Consider the following 20,397-nt stretch of genomic DNA (forward strand, 5'->3'; position numbering starts at 1 on the left):
GGGGGAGCGCTGAGGGGATGACAAAGCCCGACTGGAAGACCTTTTTGCCGCATAAGCTCAGGTATCGGCTGTTTGGTGCGTTTGTGGTGTTGATTCTGCTGCCATTCAGCGTACTTAATGTCTACAACTATGGACAGATCGAATCTCTGGTTGAGCAAAAAATCAGCGAACAGAGCCACGAGCAACTGGTGCAGATGTATGGTTCTCTGGAGGACCAGATGAGTATTGCATTCAAAACCCTGATTTTTCTGGAACAGGATTCATCCGTAAGAAACGTCCTGACTTCTCCAGACAATCGTTCTCCGCTTGAGAATAAGTCGTTGGTGGAAGAGAAGTTCAAGATGATCAACAACAGCTTTTTTCTATATAATCCTTCCGTGTACTTCACACTGTTAGATTTTCATGATAACGTTTACACTTCGTATTTGCCCAAAAAAGCTCTGGCCTATGGCCCTTATCGGGAACAATTTCGCAAGCATCTTGGAGAAATGACCTTCATCAAGGGCAACAATGATTCAAACTCGTTTCCATCAGAAGAGTTGCTCTACCGCTGGGATGCCCGGGATACCAACCATGTCCTGCGGGAGCTATCCTCCAGCCCGTATCTCTTGTCCCTCTATGCGTATATGAAGGACAGTGGCGGCAAAAGGTACGGAATGGCACGGATCAGTATCGATTATTCGTACTGGTTTCAGTCTATGCTGAAGGATTCGCAGAGCAATCAGGAGTATTTCCTGATTACTGGCAATGGGGAAACGATTGCCCGCTCGTCCGAAAAAGCGGTACTTTCCCCAGACTTGACCCGGGAAATTGCACTTCATCCGGCAGAGGCCTATCTGACGGATAATGATTCAGATACGCTGATTAACTACGTATACATCGAGTCACTGGACTGGTACATGGTAAATCGTATTCCACTAGCTGTGTTGTTTACGGAGATATCGGGGCTTAAGCAGCGCTATTTTTTAACGTTTTTTGGCTTCACAGCAGCATTTGTGCTCATGGCCTTTATGATCTCGGCGACATTCACTCGGCCTTTATCACATCTGCAGAACCAGATGAAGGAGGTTGTACGCAAAAACCTCAAGGTCCGTATCCCTGAAGGCCGCAGCCGCGGAGAAGTGCTGGAACTGACCCGTACGTTCAATACGATGCTGGATGATGCCAATCAGATGATCAACAGACTCAAGGCGGAGGAACGCCAGAAGGAAGCGGTACATTTTCATATGCTCCTGGCCCAGATGAATCCGCACTTTCTCCTGAATACATTGAATACAATGAAATGGAGTGCGATCCGCAGCGGGAATGAAGAGATCTCCGAGATGTGTGTTTCCTTGGGCAAATTGCTGGAGGTCAGCCTGAATTCACAGGTCGAATTGGTATACCTGAAGGACGAGATTGAGTTGGTTCAAGCCTACCTTCATATCCAGCGGATTCGTTACCGTGATAGCTTTGAGGTGACTTGTGAATTTGACGAAAAACTTGAGTATGCGCTCGTGCCCAAACTGAGCTTGCAGCCACTGGTGGAGAATGCCATTCATCACGGTGTCGGGCCATTGGAACAGCTTGGTCAGATCCGCATCGGCATTTACAGGCAAGACACAGGAAAGCTGATGCTGGAGGTGGCCGACAACGGAATTGGCATGGAGGAATCCCGGCGTCAGCAGATGAGCCGCACACGTCCGGGGATCGGCCTGTCTAACCTTAAGGAACGATTGCGATTATTGTTCAAAGGCCAAAGTGAACTTGAAGTGATTGATACCAAGCCGGGGACATTAGTAAGGTTCAGTATTCCTTTTTTATTGTCGACGCCTTACTTACAGAAGCGGTTAGACTAGGGCGTGTCTGAAAACTCCGAAGGAAGCAGATTTTGCTGAATTTTCGTTCCGAGCAAGGAAGTTTTCCGCAGGCGTGCCGAGGCACGTCAAGGGAAAGTGACGAAGCATGGGGCGAAAAGGCGGTAAAAGATGCACTTCGCGAGTTTTGAGAAACGCCCTACGACTGGAGAGGGGAATCTGGAATGTGGAAGGTATTGCTTGTAGAAGATGAAGTATTTGTACGTGAGTCGGTGCGAGAGATTATTTCCTGGGAAGAGCTGGGTTTCACGGTCATCGGGGAATCCGGTAATGGGACCGAAGCGCTGGCGATGATTATACAGGATACACCGGATCTGGTACTGACCGATATTGTCATGCCGGGTATGGATGGTCTGGAATTACTCAAACAGACCCGTCAGGCCGGGTTAAAAACCAAGTTTGTCATGCTCACCTGTATGGGGGAGTTCGAATATGTACGCCGTGCAATGGAATACGGGGCTTCCAATTATATTCTGAAGCTATCGATGAGTGTGAATTCACTGCGTGATACACTCCGTAAAGTAAGTGCAGAACTGGGAGCTTCGACTGAAGCCCGGACAGAGACAGATCATCATCAAGGGCCACCTTCCACACCGGTTCTCACATCAACGCCTGTTTCGCCTGATTCTCTTACGGTCTCTTCTGCGCCCCCGTCTGATACGGATCTTCCATTTACACCTGTTCGTGAGCCGATTGTTAAACATCCGGAGATTAGCAAAATAATTCAGTATATCGGACAGCATTACGACCAGGACATTACCGTCAAATCCATGTCACGATATGTGATGATGGGCGAGAATTATGTGAGTGCTTTGTTTAAAAAGAAAACCGGCCATACCCTGATTCATTACTTGCATGGGGTACGGATGGAGAAAGCGGCTGAATACTTGCGCGAGACGGACCTTCCTGTACAGGAGATTGGTTACCGGGTAGGGTTCGGAAGTGATAATTATTTCATTAAAATATTCAAGCGTTGGACCGGTTGCACGCCCAGCCAGTATCGCCATCGTTCGTGACTCACAGGATGAGTAGAAGGAATATGTGTACCGAGTGCTCAGGCAAGCACAAGTAAATCCGTATTTTTGTTCAATCCGAATCATGGATATGTATCTTATGAACCCAGCAAGGTCCCTGCTACGATGTAACGGAAGGTACACTTCAATTCAGGGAGGTCATGTGACCAGATGAGAATCAAAAAAGGATTAACGGGATTAATCGTAGGTGCGCTGATGCTGGGCTTGCTTGCCGGCTGTGTAGGTAAAAATGAGACGAACGGTGGAGATAACGGAGGTGGAGCGGCAGGGGGAAAAGTGAAGCTCACCATGTGGGGCGCGGTGCCGCCCGAGAATGGGCCACAGGAAGTGGTGGATACCTGGAATGCCGAGCATCCTGATATTCAGGTGGAATATGTGCGGTTTGTGAATGATGATGATGGCAACCTGAAGCTGGATACAGCACTGTCCACCGGCCAGAACGTTGACCTGTACGTCAACTATACCCTTACAAATCTGGATAAACGCATCAAGGGTGGTACAGCACTGGATCTGGGCGAGTTCACCGACTACAACATTGATGAGAAAATGGGTGAAGATGCGGCTTCCTGGAAAGTGGACGGCAAATATTACGGGATGCCAACCAAGAAAAACGCTGCCTTCTTCGCTTTAAATATGAAAGCGCTTGATCAGGCCGGACTGAGCGTTCCAACAGCCTGGACTTGGGATGAGGCCCGTGAATATGCACTCAAACTGAAGACGGCTGGCTTCAAGTACGGATTGGTGCAGCATACCGCTTCCTATGTAGATCCGCTCGATTCCGTTCTGGTGAAGAACGGTTATGTTAAGGCAGACGGCACTTCCAACCTTGATGATCCACTCGTTACCAAATGGCTGGAGACGTTGAACGGAATGATGAAAGAGGATGCAACTACGCCTCCACTCGGGGAGCAGCTGACTTCCAAAATGCCTGTGGAAAACATGTTCCTTGGCGGTGAGTCTGCCATGATCAATATTGGCGAATGGCTGATCCGCACATCAAACAACATGACCGAGTTCCCGCGGGATTGGAAAATCGCCTTTGCCCCTGTACCGAGACTGGCTGCACAAGAAGCAGATATGGTGAAGAGTGGAGGACTTGGTGACTTTATTGCGATCAATTCCAAGTCAAAAAATAAAGAAGCCGCATGGGAGTTCCTGAAATGGTACGCCGATGGGGGAATGATGCCGATGGCTGCGGGTGGACGTCTACCTTCATCGAATGCCGTTGATCAGCAGACTGCCATTGATCATTTGCTTGGCGATTATGCCGACTCTTATGACAAGGAGTCACTGGAATTTGTGTTGTACGGTGACGAGACACCTACGTTTGTCCGCAGCATTGCGCAGGAAGTGGTCGATCTGCGTGCACAGGAGTATGAAAAGTTCTTCCTCGGTAACCAGACTGCCGAAGTTACGGTACAGAACATGGTCAAACGCCATAATGACTGGCTGAAGCAGAATCAATAGATTGCAAAAGCAATGAGTCCAAAAGCCGTCCCAAAGGGGCGGTTTTTTCTATATAAACAATAGAACAATTCCATGCTATTTCTCTCCCGAAAGTCACTGCCGAAATACATATATCTGTGATATCAGGTACAGGGTTATGTTCCTTAAATGTTAGAGGACATCTTGTTATGCTTAATTCCAGAACAGATGTTAAGGAGTGGGGGAGCATATGCATAAATCCTGGATGAAACGGCAGAGCAGGCTCGGGTATCTTTTTATTGGGCCCAATATGATTGGCGTGCTGTTGTTTTTTATTATACCGGCTGTCTATTCGTTCTATCTCATGTTCACTGATTACAAATTCATGAGCCCGGAGACGAATTTCGTAGGGCTGGACAATATCCGCCGGATGTTGAATGATGATCTGTTTGGCGTGGCGCTGCGAAATACATTTGTATTTCTGTTAGCGGTTCCGGTATCGATGGGGTTGGCATTTATCGTGGCGGTGGCGCTGAACAAGTCGGTGTATTGGCAAAAAACGCTGCGTGCTCTCTATTTTATGCCCTATATCACCAGCGGCGTTGCCATCGCCTTTGTCTGGATGCTTCTGTTCCAGCCAACGTCGGGACCGATTAATGGCTTCTTGCGCGGAATCGGTATTACGAACCCTCCCGGCTGGTTATCAACAACCGAATGGTCCATGTATGCGATTGATATCATCTGGATCTGGTTCATGTTGGGTTACAACATGATTATTTATCTGGCCGCTTTGCAGGAAATTCCGGAGGAATTGGTTGAGGCTGCACGGATAGATGGAGCCCGTCCTTGGCAGACGATACGCCAAGTGATCTGGCCGCTTGTGAGTCCAACGACCTTTTTGCTGCTGATCACTGGGCTGATTATGACGATCAAAAACTTTGGTATCATTCAAGCGATTACCCAGGGTGGGCCGGGGAACAGTACAACCGTGCTGTCGCTCTTTATTTATCAAAATGCCTTCCGCTACTACGAGATGGGCTATGCTGCTGCTATTAGCTGGGCGCTCTTTGCCATCATTATGGTCTTCACTGTATTGCAGTGGCTTGGTCAGAAACGTTGGGTTCACTACTAGGAGAGGAGGGATCATTATGGAGAAACAAATTGCCGCGAATGCGAAGCCCACAGCTCCACATTCACCTAAAGTTAAAGTCCGCATGGAGTCCTTGAGCCAGATTCGAAAAATCATACTGACACTTCTGATGTCCGGGTTTGCCCTGCTGATGGTTATGCCGTTCATCTGGATGATCAGCACGTCGTTCAAATCTCCTGCGGACGTATTCACCTATCCCATCCAGTGGATACCCTCCAGCCTGAACTGGGAGCATCATATTAAGGTTTGGAGTGGAGCGGATACCTTTGCCACATATTATCTGAACTCGTTGAAAATATCGCTAATTAGCACGATCGGAGCTGTATTTCTCTCGGCTTTTGCAGCCTATGGCTTCGCACGGATTCAATTCAAAGGCCGGGAGACACTGTTCCTGATCTATCTCTCGATGATGATGGTGCCACCGCAGGTGCTCTTTGTACCAAAGTTTCTGATGTTTGAGTGGGTTGGCATATATAATACGCATTGGGCCTTGATCCTGCCTGGAATGTTCACGATTTTTGGGGTGTTTATGTTGCGGCAATTCTTCCTATCAGTGCCTTCAGAGATCTCGGAAGCCGCGTTCATCGATGGTGCCGGTCATCTGCGCATATTCTTCAGACTGATTCTGCCCTTGGCGAAGCCAGCGCTGGCTACCCTGGCGATCATCGATTTCTCATGGCATTGGAATGACTATGAAAATGCGCTCGTGTTCCTGATCGACAAAGACCTGTACACCGTGCCACTCGGACTGCAGAACTTTATTCTGGAGAACAATGTGGATTACAACGGCATGATGGCCGCTGCCACGGCAGGTATTATTCCGATGATCATCGTGTTCCTGGTGGGACAGCATTATATTATCCAGGGCGTGGCCGGAAGTGCCGTGAAGGGCTGAGTCTGCTGTCACTGTGATCCCATATAATAACCCTTTTGCTGAACGAAGAGATTTTCGCGGCAGAAGGGTTATCTGTTGAAAGGGAGAATTAATCCAAGATCTGAGTTTATCAATTGGAGGAGATTCTTATGGAAATGAAAGTCATCACTTTGCCTGCTTTTCACATTGTAGGATACTCAATCGAAGCGACTATAGAAGAGTTTGAATCGGGTCTGGGCAAGAGCGACTATCATAAGCTTGTTGAGAGAAAAAATGAAATTCAACATCGAAAAAATGACAATGTCATGTTGATGCAGATGTATCCGATGAAAGAGGATTTCAACGCAAAGGTTGATAAGTTCACACATTTAATAGGATATGAAGTAACCAGTTTGGAAAATGTCCCATTAGAGATGATAAGTCATGACGTCCCTGACAGCCAATATGTGACGTCCACGCATCGAGGGATTGAGTCAGAGATTGGTGATACATACGATTATGTCTATGGACAGTGGATCTGTGAGAACGGACATGAACCCAAAGATTATGATTTTGAAATTTGGGATGAGCGTTATCAACCGGAAAGTACCAGCATTGAGATTGATATATATGTAGCTTTGCAATCGTAAATCTCGGCAATCTTTCCGCAATACAATAGTTCAAACTTCGTATATAATTAACAATGACATATGATGCTGTATGACTACATAACTATCGCGAGGTGCACTAGACTTATGCCAACCATCTACGACTTTACCGTAACCAGAACCAGTGGAGAGCGTTTCCCGCTCTATCAATATGAAGGAAAACCTGTGCTCATCGTAAACACCGCAAGTAAATGTAAATATACGCACCAGTTTGATGACATGCAGAAGCTGTATGACCAGTACAAGGATCAAGGACTTCAGATTATTGGTTTCCCGTGTAACCAGTTTGCAGAGCAAGAGCCTGGAAGCAGTTCGGAAGCGGAATCCTTTTGTCAGATTAACTATGGTGTGAAATTTCCGATGTTCTCCAAACTGGATGTGAATGGAGAAGCGGCGCACCCGCTCTACGAATTTTTGAAAAGATCAGGGCCTTTTACTGGCTTTGATGAAACAGATATACAGGCCAAATTATTGAAATTAATGGTGGCTGAGAAGGCACCAGAATGGTTACACGGCGATGCAATCAAATGGAATTTCACGAAATTCCTGATTGATGCAGAGGGGCGTGTGGTCAGACGCTTCGAACCTATCGACTCCATCGACGAGATTCAAGAGAGTATTAAACAGCTTCTATAATTTCACTTTCATATATCCTACAGGGGCATGACACAAATCGTTTCCCTCTTCCGAACAGGAGGTGCATGAATGTGCCGAGCATGATGCAATTTAGTGCTTCACTGGAGTATAGTTACCGATCCACCAGCATATTTAACCCAGGCAAGTCAGATGGATTCCACTCACATCCACATTATGAGATTTATTATTTTCATGATGGAGAATGTACCTACATCATAGGAGACCGGGTATATAACCTGGAGCCGGGTGATCTGGTGTTAATGCATGGCTTGACTCTTCATCGACCACATCCGAAGCCAGGTAGTGCTTATGAGCGAAGCACACTGCATTTTGATCCGTCTGCAATCCGCAGCAGCCTGCATCCGGACCGTATGGCTGAGGTCCTGAGACCATTTGAAGAACTCAGAAATTGCCGGGTCAATCTGAAGGGAGATAACCGCTCTGAATTCGAAGCTCTATTGCATGATCTTCATCGTCTGTCTCAAAGTCAGAGCATTTTCAGGCAAGAGCGAATGAATGTCAGACTGTGTGATCTGTTGTATTTTGTAGCAGAGATCTGCCAGGGTGATGTCCAGGAACAACTTCCCTCATCGGAGAGGGAGCGGCATGTCCAACACATCATTCGTTATGTGGATACCCATTATATGAAGGACATTGGTCTGGATGATCTGGCACTGGAATTACATCTGTCCAAGCCATATCTGGCAGGCATGTTTAAGGAAATGACAGGTTTGACGATATTCAAATACCTGTATGACCGTCGTATCAATCAGGCGAAGCTTTTGTTTCAGTTTCAGCCTGAGATCACCGTGACAGAAGCAAGTCGATTGTCCGGTTTCAAACGCCTTTCGCATTTTAGTCGCATGTTCAAACAAAGTGTGGGATGTTCGCCTGATCTGTACCGTACCCAATTGCATCGCCAATCATAGAAGTCGTCTTTGAGCTGACCAGCTTCTCTGGTTGGCTTTTTTTGTTGATTTTCGTTTGAGAATGCATCCCACTGTGTTTAGAGGACACGCAGAACAGGTAAAGAAAGGTAATGAACCCAGAGGAGGCGAATATGAATGAAACAGCGCACACCGGATCAGAATAACAACGATACCCAACAGGAACAATCCCGTGACAATCCTGAACAATATAAGACAGAGCACGAAAGTCTGCTTGACCGACATGAAGAAGAACAGACTGTAGATCCAATTCCGATGGAAGATCTGAATATGGAAGCTCAGGAAGAGAAGAATAAAGATCAGACAAAAAGTAACTCGTCTACGGAAGAGAAATACCGGGCGGATTATCGTAAAAAGACGGGCGAAGGATAATTTCAATTGCTGTGTTGGGCAAACTTGTGGAAATGTTTTCGGTGAATGTATATTTAGTGAAAATAAATTAGTTTGTTGACTAATGTATGTTACTATATTATAGTTACTATGTTGGCAATTGAAAAAAAATTTTGGGAGGCGAATAAGAATGACAACTTTTTTTGATGCGTTGAAAAACAGAAGATCTTATTATGGAATCAGCAAGGAATCTACAATTTCGGATGCTAAAATCCAGGAAATCGTAGAAGAAGCGGTGAAATATACACCAACTTCCTTTAACTCACAAACATCCCGTGCCGTTGTATTGCTCGGTGAACAACATGATAAATTGTGGAATCACACAGAAGAAATTTTGCGTGAAGTGGTAGGTAATGAAGAAGCCTTCAAATCCACAGCAGAGAAAATGACTGGATTCCGCAGTGGATATGGTACGGTTCTCTTCTTCGAAGATAACAATGCGATCGCACAGCTTCAACAAAATTTTGCAGCTTATGCAGATAACTTCCCAATCTGGGCTAACCAATCCAACGGTATGTTGCAACTGGTAATCTGGACTGCTCTGGAACAAGAAGGTCTGGGTGCATCTTTGCAGCACTACAACCCGTTGATTGACGAGAAAGTGAAGCAAGAATGGAGCATTCCTGAGAACTGGAGATTGATCGCTCAGATGCCATTTGGTAAACCAACGGCAGCACCGGGTGAGAAAGAATTCCAACCAATTGAAGAGCGCGTAAAAGTACACAAGTAAGCTTCGCATTTCCCAACATTTAACCACATACGGCCTCGCTTCAATTTGATACGATGATAGTTGATCGTAATCCAATGAAGCGAGGCTTTTTGATGTGAATAATAGATTAAAAGACATAACGAACCAACGGATATGGAAAATGGTTTTATGCTGGTTATTAACACTTGGATCGGTGGCTGGATACAGCTCTACTGTTCAGGCTGCAACCGTGCAGCAACAGTTTCAGGATACGCACACCAGTTACGCCAAGGATGCCATTACACATCTGGTGGCAAAAGGCATTGCTGCCGGTACGTCAGAGACTACGTTTGAACCGAAGAAAGCCGTTACTCGTGCAGAATTTGCGACGTTTGCTGTGAGATTACTAGGTTTGAAGTCCGTTAAAAATAATATAAATCCCTATCAGGATATAAGCATGAATGCTTGGTATTACGGCAACGTTGCTGCCATGACGAATCTTTTTATTCTGGAGGGCAAGGGTCAGGGAACGTTCCAGCCTAATGCTTCCATTACGCGCGAAGAAGCGGCTGCCCTCCTTGTGCGAATGTTAAAACAACAACCCGTAGAGACCTCGCTCTTATCTTCAACGTATTTCGACGCAGCAGATATCTCGGACTGGGCACGTCCTTATGTTCAGACGGTATATCAACTTGGACTAATGCGGGGAAGTGGAGGTGTGTTCCGACCACATGACCAGGTAACGCGAGAAGAAGCAGCCGTAATGCTCGATGCCATTTTACAAAAGAAAACATGGTCTGAGCAGTTACAACGTGGGGATGAACTTGGCGTTCAGCTGGGCTGGCAATATAACTCCACTACAGCTGAATTCAAGAAACAAGTGGAACAATCTGAGGTCAATACGCTCGTCCCACGCTGGTTTTTCCTGAATAGCAGTATGAATGTAACAGATCACGCGGACCCTGCATTGATCTCTTGGGCATCCGCCACCGACAGGCAGCTATGGCCATTGCTCGGTAATCGTTCGGATTCGGCACTTACCCATCAGATGTTATCCAGTTCGGCCAACCGAGCTGCAGTGATCTCACAGGTAGCCGCTTATGTCAAAACCTATAAACTGGACGGTATTAATGTGGACTTCGAGAATGTTGATCCTGCGGATCGTGAAGGTCTGACGGCATTTGTGACCTCTTTGACGGCTACGTTGCACGCACTCGGTGCTGTAGTGTCCGTGGACGTTTCGCCCGACCTGGGTACTGATTGGACGGATGCATTTGATTATGCCAAACTGGGCGCTGTATCCGATTATATGGTGCTGATGGGATACGAGGAACACTGGAACGGTGATCCGAAAGCAGGATCAGTGGCGTCTCTTCCATGGGTGGAAAAGGCTTTGGATACCATGCTCTCCGAGGTGGTACGTGCCAAAACAATTTTGGCCCTTCCGTTATATACACGAGACTGGTCTTCCGTGAATCCGGCAACCAGTTCTTGGGACATTACACTGGCAGACCAGGGAATGCGTGCGCATGCTACGGGATCTGTAAGACGATGGGATGCAAGTCTGGTTCAATATATTATCGGGTACAACAGTAATGGTAAGCCAAGATATATATGGGCAGAGGACAGTCGTTCGTTATCAGCCAAAGTGTTAATGAGTGAGCAACGGCAAATTGCTGGACTGGCTTACTGGTATATGGGCGGCGAAACAGCGGATGTATGGAACGCCATTTCGAATGCATCGCGATTTGAATCATATAACTTCTAAGCAATCATGAATCTTTATAGACCCAAACTCACCGTGATTCTGGCGGATGGTTTGGGTCTGTTTATTTTGGTATAAGATAAGCAATATGAGGAATCGTTTAAGCTTGGCTGAACGGTTTAATGTATATAAGGACAAAATATATATATATTGAGCTAAACATTTACACAATAACGGAGAGGACAGAAAAAGCCTGAAGAAGCGAAGCGTGCGCCTAAAAGCTTTCTGAAAGAAAGCTGCATCGAAAGCATACGCTTATCCCCGGATTTACCCTTTGTAAAAGGTATTAAAAAAATCTGGGGATAACAGCGATCGGAAGGTTGTTCTGTCATCGGAGTGACCAGTGTAAATATTCTTTAGTTCAATGTATTAGTTCAGGAGGAGAAGGAGCATGCGAGAGGTTGATTGCATAATTGTAGGTGGAGGGCTCGCAGGGCTTCAGGCAGCCATTCAGCTTGGACGTTATTCAGCTCATCAGGTGTTGGTGATCGACGCGGGAGAAGGCAGATCGACGTTGTGCCGGACTTATCATAATATCCTCGGTTTCCCCGATGGGGTATCCGGTGAAGAGCTTAGAGAACGAGGCAGGATGCAGGCAGAGCGAACCGGTGTATCTTTTGAGAAAGACCGTATTGTTAAAGCAGGACGTCATGGAGAACATATTCAATTATTCGGTACTTCAGGAACTGAATATAGGAGCAAAACCGTGTTATTGGCAACGGGGCTCACGGATAGAGTTCCGGACATTCCGGGACTAACCCCTACGCTGGGCCGAACAGTGTATGTCTGCCCTGATTGCGATGGTTATGAGATTCAGGATCAACGTACGGTACTATTGGGATCTGGCGAACCAGGTGCCAATATGGCGATGATTTTAATTCAGCGTACGAATGATCTGTTATATATCAATCATGAGCAGGCTCCCATATCTGCAGAGCTGCATCGGAGCATGAAAGAGGCGGGCGTTCGTTATCTGGAAGCGGCTGTTCAGGAAGTACAACAGATTGAGGATGGCCATATCACCGGTGTTCTGACCGAAGATGGACAGATTTTTGAGTCGGAGCGTGGATTTATCGCATTTGGAGGCAACCGGGTACACTATGAACTGGCGGAGCAGCTTGGAGCTGTAATCGCAGATAATAAACATGTGGAAGCCGATCCGCGCAGCTTGCAGGCAGCGACTAATGTGTGGATTGCCGGGGATCTGGGCCTGCACGCAGAACAAGCAACCGTTGCGATGGGTGAAGGTTCCATTGCCGCGATCTGGATTCATAAGGCGTTACAGCAGATGACCAAGGATTCACGATGAATTTCACCTCCAGATATGAGGTTGATTATTCAATTGTTCATTACCAAAAAGTCCTCCCAAGCCATGCATGTGGCAGGAGGACTTTTTGAGTTATCTTTTGCTAGGGAGAAAAGGATTACACTTATTTGTCTGATGAATCCGTTGATTTGGAAGAAGACTTCTCGTCCTTCGAGTCATGGGAGAAATCTTTGCGAATGTTGTCCACGATATCACCAACCACGCCTTCGATCATATCGGTTGGTCCGGGATTATTTTTGTCTGGATGGATAACGGTATTCACTCCTGGTTCAAGTTCATCGTTTGTCTTCTCATGTTTGGTTTTATCACGCATGGGGAATCCCTCCTGGTTCGATATTGTATAAGGTGTTCATTAACATATCCAAACACCGTTACGTATATGTAAACGATTAACCGCTGTAGTTCTTTTGAAACGTGTACTTGCTCATATATAGAAGATATATACAGAATTGAACGTACTGATTAAACTTCTGCAATACGTTTATATTATAGATAACCATTGAGTATTAAGTTTAAAGCTTGAAACCAATAAACCACTATTATGCAGGAGGTTATTCAAATGAATGAAGAAAATCATGTAATCCATAAAGATGGCCAAGTTTCAACTGACAAGGTGGACAATGCAATTGAGAAGATTGCGCCGGAAGAAAGAGAACAGATTCTACAGAACTTTGATGCGTTCAAAGAATACCTGGGTAAGCGAATTGACATGGGAGAATCGATTGGACTAAGTGAGGAGCAGATGGCCAAAATTGCCGAGAAAGTAGCAGATTATCTGGCAGCTCGGGAGGAACCTCGTAATCGTGAAGAAAAACTACTTCAGGAGCTGTGGAATGTCGGCAAGGAAGATGAACGTCACATGTTGGCTCATATGCTCGTTCGTTTGGCACAAAGCTCCACACCCAATCATTAAGATTAGCATCTATGCCTAAGCATAAGAAATACTTTGAGCTGGTCTTCAAACCTGCCAAATACCTGCCAAAAGCTGGAGCGTAACTCTTGAACATATCTGGATCAGGGCAGATAGAGGGAGCGCTAGCTATGATGAACGTAACCGCAAAAAATAGCCCTCCATATTGCTGCACATCGTAGGTTAAAATGGACAGTAAGAAGACCACCATTTCAGAGCTACACAGCAAAGGAGAGCTATCCCTATGAAGTCTACCACAAAATTCATTGGTTTAGATGTATCCAAAGAAAAAATTTCTGTCGCTATTGCTGACGAGGGTCAAGACAAGCCGCGGTATTACGGCACCATTGCTCATGCGCCTGCTGCCTTACGCAAACTCATCAAAGAATTGGGTCCGGCAAGCTCCCTCTCGTTTTGTTATGAGGCCGGTCCTACAGGATACGAAACCTACCGCTGGATCGAATCCATGGGGGCCCATTGTGTCGTCATTGCCCCTTCACTCATCCCCAAACGCTCCGGCGATCACGTGAAAACCGATCGACGGGATGCCGAGCAACTGGCACGTCTGTTCCGTGCAGGCGAGCTTACGCCGATTTACGTTCCAGCACGTGAAGATGAGGCGCTTCGTGAATTGGTTCGGGCACGCGAATCGGCAAAAGAAGATGCTCACCGGGCTCGTCAACGCGTGCTCAAATTTTTATTGCGTCACCAGATCCATCCGCCTGAACAAATCAAACGTCGCTGGACGAAAAAATATCGCGTATGGCTTGGACAACTGACCTTCCCGAATGCGCCTATGCAGATTGCGTTTACGGAGTACCTTCATGCCATGGACGAGATCGAGCAACGCATCGGTCGACTGGAAAAAGCCTTGATTGAAGAGGCGGCGACCAGCTCTAAAGCCGATTTGATTCAAATTTTACAGTCTCTGCGTGGCATTGGATTTCTCACGGCCGTCACGCTTGCTGCGGAGATTGGTTCCTTTGCCCGTTTCCGTTCCCCTGCTCAGCTCATGGCTTACTTGGGCCTGGTTCCGCGTGAGCATTCGTCTGGAGTCCGTACCCAACGAGGCTCGCTCACCAAAGCGGGAAATGGACGATTGCGTCGCACCTTGATTGAATCGGCATGGAGTTACCGCCATCGGCCTGCGATTAAAGGGGACTTGGCCCGCCGTTTGGAAGGTCTGCCTGCGGACATACAGCTCATTTCCTGGAAAGCTCAGGAACGGCTGCACCGAAAATTCCGCCGTTTAGTTTATGGATTAAACAAACACAAAAATGTCGCGGTCACCGCGGTGGCCAGGGAACTGACCGGGTTCATTTGGGCGGTCGCCCGAACGTTGGAGCTACCGAACGCTCAGTAATCTGTTATTCATCTTGAAGAGACGGATGGTTTAAAAGGAAAAAGGGGAAAACTCCGGAGCCTTAGGCCCGGGAGTTCATGGAAGGTTCAGGAGAGAATGTACGAGGTTCGTTTGCACTAGGCTTTTAATGGGCTGAACGTGCGTGGCTAGCTTGTAAAAGCTCTCCTTGACGAAGGCATACCATGTGGTAACCAACCCACGGATAGCAGCGTGCCAACCGTCGCTCGCATATGGACTCCCGCGCTTAGGGCTTCGGGGAAAAGCAGCTTTTTGTGATGGGCTTGACAAAAACGTTCATAGCAACGAACCTGTGACGTCTTATTCAAGGGTTTGAAAGTCCCGCAGCAATCTAAGGAATCTGATACACGCTATATTGGTATAAACAGCCGTTAATAGCTTGTATTCAGGGAATTCTGGCAAATAACGTGTCTCATGTTCCTTACAAAATAAAAGGAGCGCCAGAAGGCCAAATAAGACGTCCTCGATTCCTTAGTTATCTGGACCATTCGTCAGGACTAGGCAGCTTGGACTTCAGATGTTTGGGACACAGACATCCTTCAACGTATCACTTGCCTGCCTGAGTTTAAAAAACGCACCCTAGTAAATAACCTCTGAATGGCGATGCCTTCAGGGGTTATTGCCGTTTACGGAGACTACAGACAGGAGTGATGACGCACATTGTAACTATTTTTAATCTGGCTGATACTTTTATAATCCCTGTTCGAAGTATGATAGGAAAAGAAAGAACGTTGGAATCGATAGTTCACATGAGCGTTTGAGAAGCAAGACTTCCGGTTAAGGAATAGTAACGTTCATATTAAGGAGAGATGTTACCTATGAAGAACGCGACAAAACAATGGAAACTAGGAATGATCGGTGCAGTTGTTGCTTTACTTGGCATGATTGTGCTGACTACATATTTACTTACCCCTGCGAATGCTCAAGGTAGTACGGACGCTCAACAACCTTCTGCGAAAGAAGCTCAAGTTGCAAACTCCGAGATGTTTACAGCCTATGTTGAAGGTATGCATATAGAAGACGGCAAATTGTTTATGACAGTGGACAAGATTGGCTGGTATCAGGGTGAAGAGGCCGATGCGATTTTTGCACAGCGCAATCCTGAAGCAGGTATAGACGGTGCTCCAGATGGTTACTATATTGTCAACGATAGCAAAGAGCAGGAACAAGTTGAGGTTAGTGCCAATGCTGAAGTATTGATGCAGTTGTATGATCGGGATGGTACGATGCAGGGCGCAGACATTCAGTGGAATGAACCTGTGGCATTATCCAAGTTCGAATCGTTGTATGAGAATACCCGTATTCTTGATCTCTCCGTATTCCCTTATCACCTGACGGTGCAGGACGGAAAAGTGACTAAAATTGTGCAACAATACATTCCATAAAATAAGATGAAATTCATCATCCAGCATTCCTCCTGTTCATTGGAACGGTGAGGGATGCTTTTTGGTTATGACAAATTCATGAAAGCGATTGTAATTAATGGTAGGTACATGTATCATTATTGGAATGGCGTTTTTACATAGTTCAGGAGGAGCCTCATGCTTAAAGACATGATTGCATTAACTAAGCCCGGACTTCTAAGGTTAAATGTGTTTGCGGTGGCGGTAGGATTCTGGGTAGCTTCAAAATGGGATATCAACTGGTTATCTCTTCTCATGGTCGTGATTGGATCAACTTTGGTTATTGCTTCAGCTTGTGTTATCAACAATTATTGGGATCGTGAATTGGACCAAAAGATGGAGCGCACCAAAAAAAGGATGGATTACATTAACCATCTGAAGCCAGGGTTTGTACTTGGCTATGGCATTATCCTTGGTGTTGTGGGACTAGCAGTACTATTTTTCCTGGTGAATCCGTTATCAGGGTGGATGGCACTGCTTGGGTGGTTCGCTTACATCGTGATTTACACGATGTGGTTGAAACGCAGTTCAACGTGGAGCACGTCGCTGGGTGGAATTGCGGGAGCGATGCCGCCTGTCATCGGTTATACGTCTGTAACCAATGAGATTGATGCAGGTGCCTGGTTGCTTTTTGCACTATTATTCTTGTGGCAACCACCACACTTCTGGTCATTGGGTATTCGCCGGGTAGAGGAGTATCGTGCTGCGGGCTTCCCGTTGTTGCCAGTGGTTAAAGGGGTGAAACGCACCAAGTTTCAGATGATTCCTTATGTTTTTCTGCTGCTTCCTGCCGTATTCCTGTTGTATTATTACAACTACGTAGGTCTGGTATTTCTGATTGTATCTTTGGTCGGTGGACTGATCTGGTTTGTGCATACACTTAGCGGACTGAAGACACAAGATGATGAGAAGTGGGCAAAAGTGAACTTTCTGATCTCGGTGAACTATTTGATGCTCGTATTTATTGTCATGGTAGCGAATACGGTATGGTCTTAATTAGGTGATGAACAGATCATTTTCAGAGAGATTTTAGCTTAAGCTAGCTGGCTGCATCGAATGAAAAAGCACACGATGGAATAGCGTTTGGACAACCTTGAGTTGTTACAACATATTCTCTAGGGTGCTTTTTTGGTATAATAAAACAATTGAATCATATAAGTGGAATTTATAATGCAAGATGGGAAGTGACAGCATGAGTAATTTGGAACAGGCCGTGCGATGGAGACAAGAAGGCAAGGTGCAGGAAGCGATTGAACTACTGCAAGAGATTACAGTCCAGGAACCCGAGAATGCGAATGTCTGGTATCAGCTGGCTTGGGCACATGATTCGCTTGGATTGGAGCGGGAAGCTGTCCCGCATTATGAGAAGGCACTAAGTCTTGGTCTTTCTGGTGAGGACAGAGCAGGGGCGATACTCGGGCTGGGCAGCACATATCGAACGCTTGGGCAGTATGAGCAGGCGAAGGTTTGGTTTGAAAAGGGGATGAAAGAATTCTCGGCGTACCGGGAATTTGAAGTTTTCTATGCCATGGTGCTCTACAATCTGGGTGAACATGCAGAAGCGATGCAAAGACTACTCGTGCAACTCGCGGACACATCAAGTGACAAGAGAATCAATGACTATAACAGAGCCATCCGTTACTACGCAGATCAGCTCGACCGGGTGTGGGAATAGATCGAATACACAGAAAAGGGGATGGATGAATGAACTCCAATCAAGATCTGAAACAGGTAAATGAAAGGTTGGATCAAATTGAGAAAAAGCTGGATAACCTGGGAGATAGCCAGCAGGGCAAACGCTCACCTGGCGTGCGCTTCCTGATTGGTTTTGGCATCACGATTGCGATTATATCTGTACTGCTGCTAACTTTTGGTGTTATCCAATTTGTGAGTAATGGATAGAAAAAGTCGATCATGACGACAGGTAGTGAGTTCTCCAAATTTACATTACCTGGCCGAGCCACTGTTGCACCTCTTCTATAAAACGTCGCGTAGCTGGCGATAGATTGCCCAAAGATGGGCAGGCCATGCCAATCGTACGATAAGGATCTCCAGAGAGTGGAACGAGCGCGAGTGCATGGGTATGATTTTGAAGAACCATTTCCGGAAGCAAGCTGATACCGAGGCCATTACGGACCATCGCCATAATGGCTTGATCCTCGGCTACTTCATAGACGACATTGAGCTTGGCCGCATGCTGCCGGATCAGTCGTTCAATCTCGTTATCTCCACCCCACTTGGGCAGAATAAAGGGTTGTTCCAGTAAAACATCAAACGAAACAGACTCCTCTGAGGCGAGAGGATGATCCAGAGGCAGGATGCACATCATCCTGTCTTTTTGTAATGGGATCGTCTCAAAAGGTGATGAATCGCCGAGGGATAGAAATCCGAGATCGATGGCACCTCCAGCTAGCCAGCCCTCAATCTCAGCATAATCGCCTTCCCACAGCTTAATCTCAATTCCGGGATGACGCAGGCGAAATTGTTTCAGGATGCCCGGCAACCATTGTGTGGAGACACTTGCGAAGGTACCAATACGCACCGTACCAATCTCAGCGCCGCGAATGAGGGAGATTTCCTGGTTCATGAGTTCCGTCCAGCGCAGAATCTCACGTGTGTATCCCAGAATGCGTTCCCCTTCAGCGGTAACCCGTACACCGGAGCGGCTGCGATGGAGCAGGGAAAAACCACATTCTGTCTCCAGACTGGCGATGGCATGGCTGACTGCGGATTGGGTGATGTTCAACGCTTCTGCCGCTTTGGTGAGACTGCCATATTCCACAACGGTATTCAATATTTCGTATTTGATCAGTGACATGAATGGTTCCGTTCCTTTCCATTTTTGATGCATGAATTTATTTCATATAATCCATTATAAATATTCATTTTTATAATGCAAAGAGATCGTTTATACTTGCCAAGGCGAGTTAGTTTGACGCACGATCACACAGCTCAGAATACATAGAATGAAGGTTGAAGCAAGATGAATGGTGTACAGGTTAATCAAGGTCAGACAACAAGAAGAGCGGACATACAGATGCTGCTCGCAACGGTTATATGGGGATCTTCCTATCTGTTTATGAAATCGGGCCTGGAGTCCATGCAAGAATTGAATCTGGTCGCATTTCGTTTTGGAATTGCCTTTATTGCGGCAGGGCTTCTTTTTCATCGGCGGTTGTTTAACATGGATCGCAGAACACTTGTGGCAGGCGCTATTATGGGGACAGCTTTATTCGCTGCATTTGTATTCATCACCTATGGTGTGCAACGAACAACGACATCCCAAGCGGGATTCTTGATAAGTTTGGCTGTTATTTTTGTACCGATCCTGACGACGATCCAGCATCATCGTATGCCGGACAAACGATTGACGCTCAGTATCCTGGTTGCCGTTACCGGGCTTGGCTTGTTGACGCTTCAACATGAGCTTAGTCTGCACACGGGAGATATTCTCTGCATACTAGCAGCACTTGTGTATGCCATCTATATAATGATTGCTGGCAAGTTCACACCGAAGCATGATCCACTAACTTTGGGGACAGTTCAATTAGGTGTTGCAGCGATGTGGGGAATTGCAGCTACATTTATGCTGGAAACGCCACGTATGCCCGATACGGCTGAATCCTGGGCAGCCATTCTCGGGTTAGGTGTTTTGTGTAGCGGCTTGGGGTATATTCTGCAGACACTCGCGCAGCGTCATGCCTCTCCCACAAGAACAAGTCTGATTTTTTCACTCGAACCACTGTTTGCAGCAGCCTTTGCATTTACCTTTCAAGGGGAATCGCTAACGTTGCAAGGGTATGCGGGAGCAGCTTTGATGTTGGTTGGTGTTCTGATCACAGAGATCAAACTTCCACAGCCTATCTTCTGGCGCAGAAAACGCTCGGTTTTACAGTCGGAACTCGGCGATCAGGGAGCACCAGGCGTATAATTGGCGGACAAAGGGTCCTTTCGTCATCTTCTA

Annotated in this window: 21 protein-coding genes; 19 read left to right on the plus strand and 2 right to left on the minus strand. The window is 46.5% G+C overall.

Going from position 1 to position 20,397, the window contains the following annotated elements:
- Positions 1-17: 17 nt before the first annotated feature.
- The 12 genes from BS614_RS16100 to BS614_RS16155 all read left to right on the plus strand — a co-directional run bounded on the left by BS614_RS16100 (position 18) and on the right by BS614_RS16155 (position 12,721).
- A complete protein-coding gene (locus BS614_RS16100) occupies positions 18-1,838 on the plus strand; it encodes a cache domain-containing sensor histidine kinase (protein ID WP_074094698.1) in 1,821 nt (606 codons plus the stop codon).
- A 182-nt stretch (positions 1,839-2,020) separates the two neighbouring features.
- Positions 2,021-2,872, plus strand: coding sequence for a response regulator transcription factor (locus BS614_RS16105; RefSeq protein ID WP_074094699.1), 852 nt, complete (start codon positions 2,021-2,023; stop codon positions 2,870-2,872).
- A gap of 168 nt (positions 2,873-3,040) precedes the next feature.
- Complete coding sequence (locus BS614_RS16110; protein WP_047842606.1) at positions 3,041-4,357, plus strand: ABC transporter substrate-binding protein; 1,317 nt, start codon at positions 3,041-3,043, stop codon at positions 4,355-4,357.
- Positions 4,358-4,565: 208 nt separating this feature from the next.
- Positions 4,566-5,447, plus strand: a complete 882-nt coding sequence (locus BS614_RS16115; RefSeq protein WP_074094700.1) for a carbohydrate ABC transporter permease — start codon at positions 4,566-4,568, stop codon at positions 5,445-5,447.
- Positions 5,448-5,463: 16 nt separating this feature from the next.
- Complete coding sequence (locus BS614_RS16120; protein WP_244898140.1) at positions 5,464-6,360, plus strand: carbohydrate ABC transporter permease; 897 nt, start codon at positions 5,464-5,466, stop codon at positions 6,358-6,360.
- 128 nt (positions 6,361-6,488) lie between these two features.
- Positions 6,489-6,968, plus strand: coding sequence for a GyrI-like domain-containing protein (locus BS614_RS16125; protein ID WP_074094701.1), 480 nt, complete (start codon positions 6,489-6,491; stop codon positions 6,966-6,968).
- A 105-nt stretch (positions 6,969-7,073) separates the two neighbouring features.
- Entirely contained in the window at positions 7,074-7,622 is a 549-nt protein-coding gene (locus BS614_RS16130; RefSeq protein ID WP_074094702.1) for a glutathione peroxidase, read from the plus strand.
- Positions 7,623-7,687: 65 nt separating this feature from the next.
- Positions 7,688-8,551, plus strand: coding sequence for an AraC family transcriptional regulator (locus tag BS614_RS16135; RefSeq protein WP_244898141.1), 864 nt, complete (start codon positions 7,688-7,690; stop codon positions 8,549-8,551).
- A 135-nt stretch (positions 8,552-8,686) separates the two neighbouring features.
- Positions 8,687-8,941, plus strand: coding sequence for a hypothetical protein (locus BS614_RS16140; protein WP_036609033.1), 255 nt, complete (start codon positions 8,687-8,689; stop codon positions 8,939-8,941).
- Positions 8,942-9,089: 148 nt separating this feature from the next.
- Positions 9,090-9,689, plus strand: a complete 600-nt coding sequence (locus tag BS614_RS16145; protein WP_074094703.1) for a nitroreductase family protein — start codon at positions 9,090-9,092, stop codon at positions 9,687-9,689.
- A gap of 94 nt (positions 9,690-9,783) precedes the next feature.
- Entirely contained in the window at positions 9,784-11,415 is a 1,632-nt protein-coding gene (locus tag BS614_RS16150; protein ID WP_244898142.1) for an S-layer homology domain-containing protein, read from the plus strand.
- A gap of 388 nt (positions 11,416-11,803) precedes the next feature.
- A complete protein-coding gene (locus BS614_RS16155; RefSeq protein WP_074094705.1) occupies positions 11,804-12,721 on the plus strand; it encodes an NAD(P)/FAD-dependent oxidoreductase in 918 nt (305 codons plus the stop codon).
- A 121-nt stretch (positions 12,722-12,842) separates the two neighbouring features.
- Here the strand turns inward: BS614_RS16155 and BS614_RS16160 are convergent, their stop codons facing one another.
- Entirely contained in the window at positions 12,843-13,052 is a 210-nt protein-coding gene (locus tag BS614_RS16160; protein ID WP_074094706.1) for a hypothetical protein, read from the minus strand.
- Positions 13,053-13,298: 246 nt separating this feature from the next.
- On the opposite strand from BS614_RS16160, the gene BS614_RS16165 reads away from it, so the two are divergent.
- From BS614_RS16165 to BS614_RS16190, 6 genes are all read left to right on the plus strand, one after another.
- The gene (locus BS614_RS16165) at positions 13,299-13,652 is read left to right on the plus strand and encodes a DUF3243 domain-containing protein (RefSeq protein ID WP_074094707.1); all 354 of its coding nucleotides are present in this window, start codon (positions 13,299-13,301) and stop codon (positions 13,650-13,652) included.
- Between the two features lie 241 nt (positions 13,653-13,893).
- Positions 13,894-15,012: an IS110 family RNA-guided transposase gene (locus BS614_RS16170; RefSeq protein WP_074092907.1), complete on the plus strand. Its 1,119-nt coding sequence runs from the start codon at positions 13,894-13,896 to the stop codon at positions 15,010-15,012.
- Positions 15,013-15,848: 836 nt separating this feature from the next.
- The gene (locus BS614_RS16175) at positions 15,849-16,415 is read left to right on the plus strand and encodes a hypothetical protein (RefSeq protein WP_083669781.1); all 567 of its coding nucleotides are present in this window, start codon (positions 15,849-15,851) and stop codon (positions 16,413-16,415) included.
- A 156-nt stretch (positions 16,416-16,571) separates the two neighbouring features.
- Entirely contained in the window at positions 16,572-17,429 is an 858-nt protein-coding gene (gene cyoE / locus BS614_RS16180) for a heme o synthase (protein WP_074094708.1), read from the plus strand.
- A 196-nt stretch (positions 17,430-17,625) separates the two neighbouring features.
- Positions 17,626-18,108 carry a tetratricopeptide repeat protein gene (locus tag BS614_RS16185; protein ID WP_074094709.1) on the plus strand — a complete coding sequence of 161 codons (483 nt, stop codon included), beginning with the start codon at positions 17,626-17,628 and terminating at the stop codon, positions 18,106-18,108.
- Positions 18,109-18,137: 29 nt separating this feature from the next.
- Positions 18,138-18,335 (plus strand): hypothetical protein, encoded by a 198-nt coding sequence (locus tag BS614_RS16190; RefSeq protein ID WP_074094710.1) that lies wholly within the window; start codon positions 18,138-18,140, stop codon positions 18,333-18,335.
- A 40-nt stretch (positions 18,336-18,375) separates the two neighbouring features.
- Here BS614_RS16190 and BS614_RS16195 read toward each other — a convergent pair whose 3' ends face one another.
- On the minus strand, positions 18,376-19,251 hold the full coding sequence (locus BS614_RS16195; RefSeq protein WP_074096866.1) for a LysR family transcriptional regulator: 876 nt from the start codon (positions 19,249-19,251) through the stop codon (positions 18,376-18,378).
- Positions 19,252-19,416: 165 nt separating this feature from the next.
- Here BS614_RS16195 and BS614_RS16200 point away from each other — a divergent pair, with 165 nt between their 5' ends.
- A complete protein-coding gene (locus tag BS614_RS16200; protein WP_074094711.1) occupies positions 19,417-20,364 on the plus strand; it encodes a DMT family transporter in 948 nt (315 codons plus the stop codon).
- Positions 20,365-20,397 lie beyond the last annotated feature (33 nt).

It is taken from the genome of Paenibacillus xylanexedens (assembly GCF_001908275.1).
Lineage (GTDB): Bacteria > Bacillota > Bacilli > Paenibacillales > Paenibacillaceae > Paenibacillus > Paenibacillus xylanexedens_A.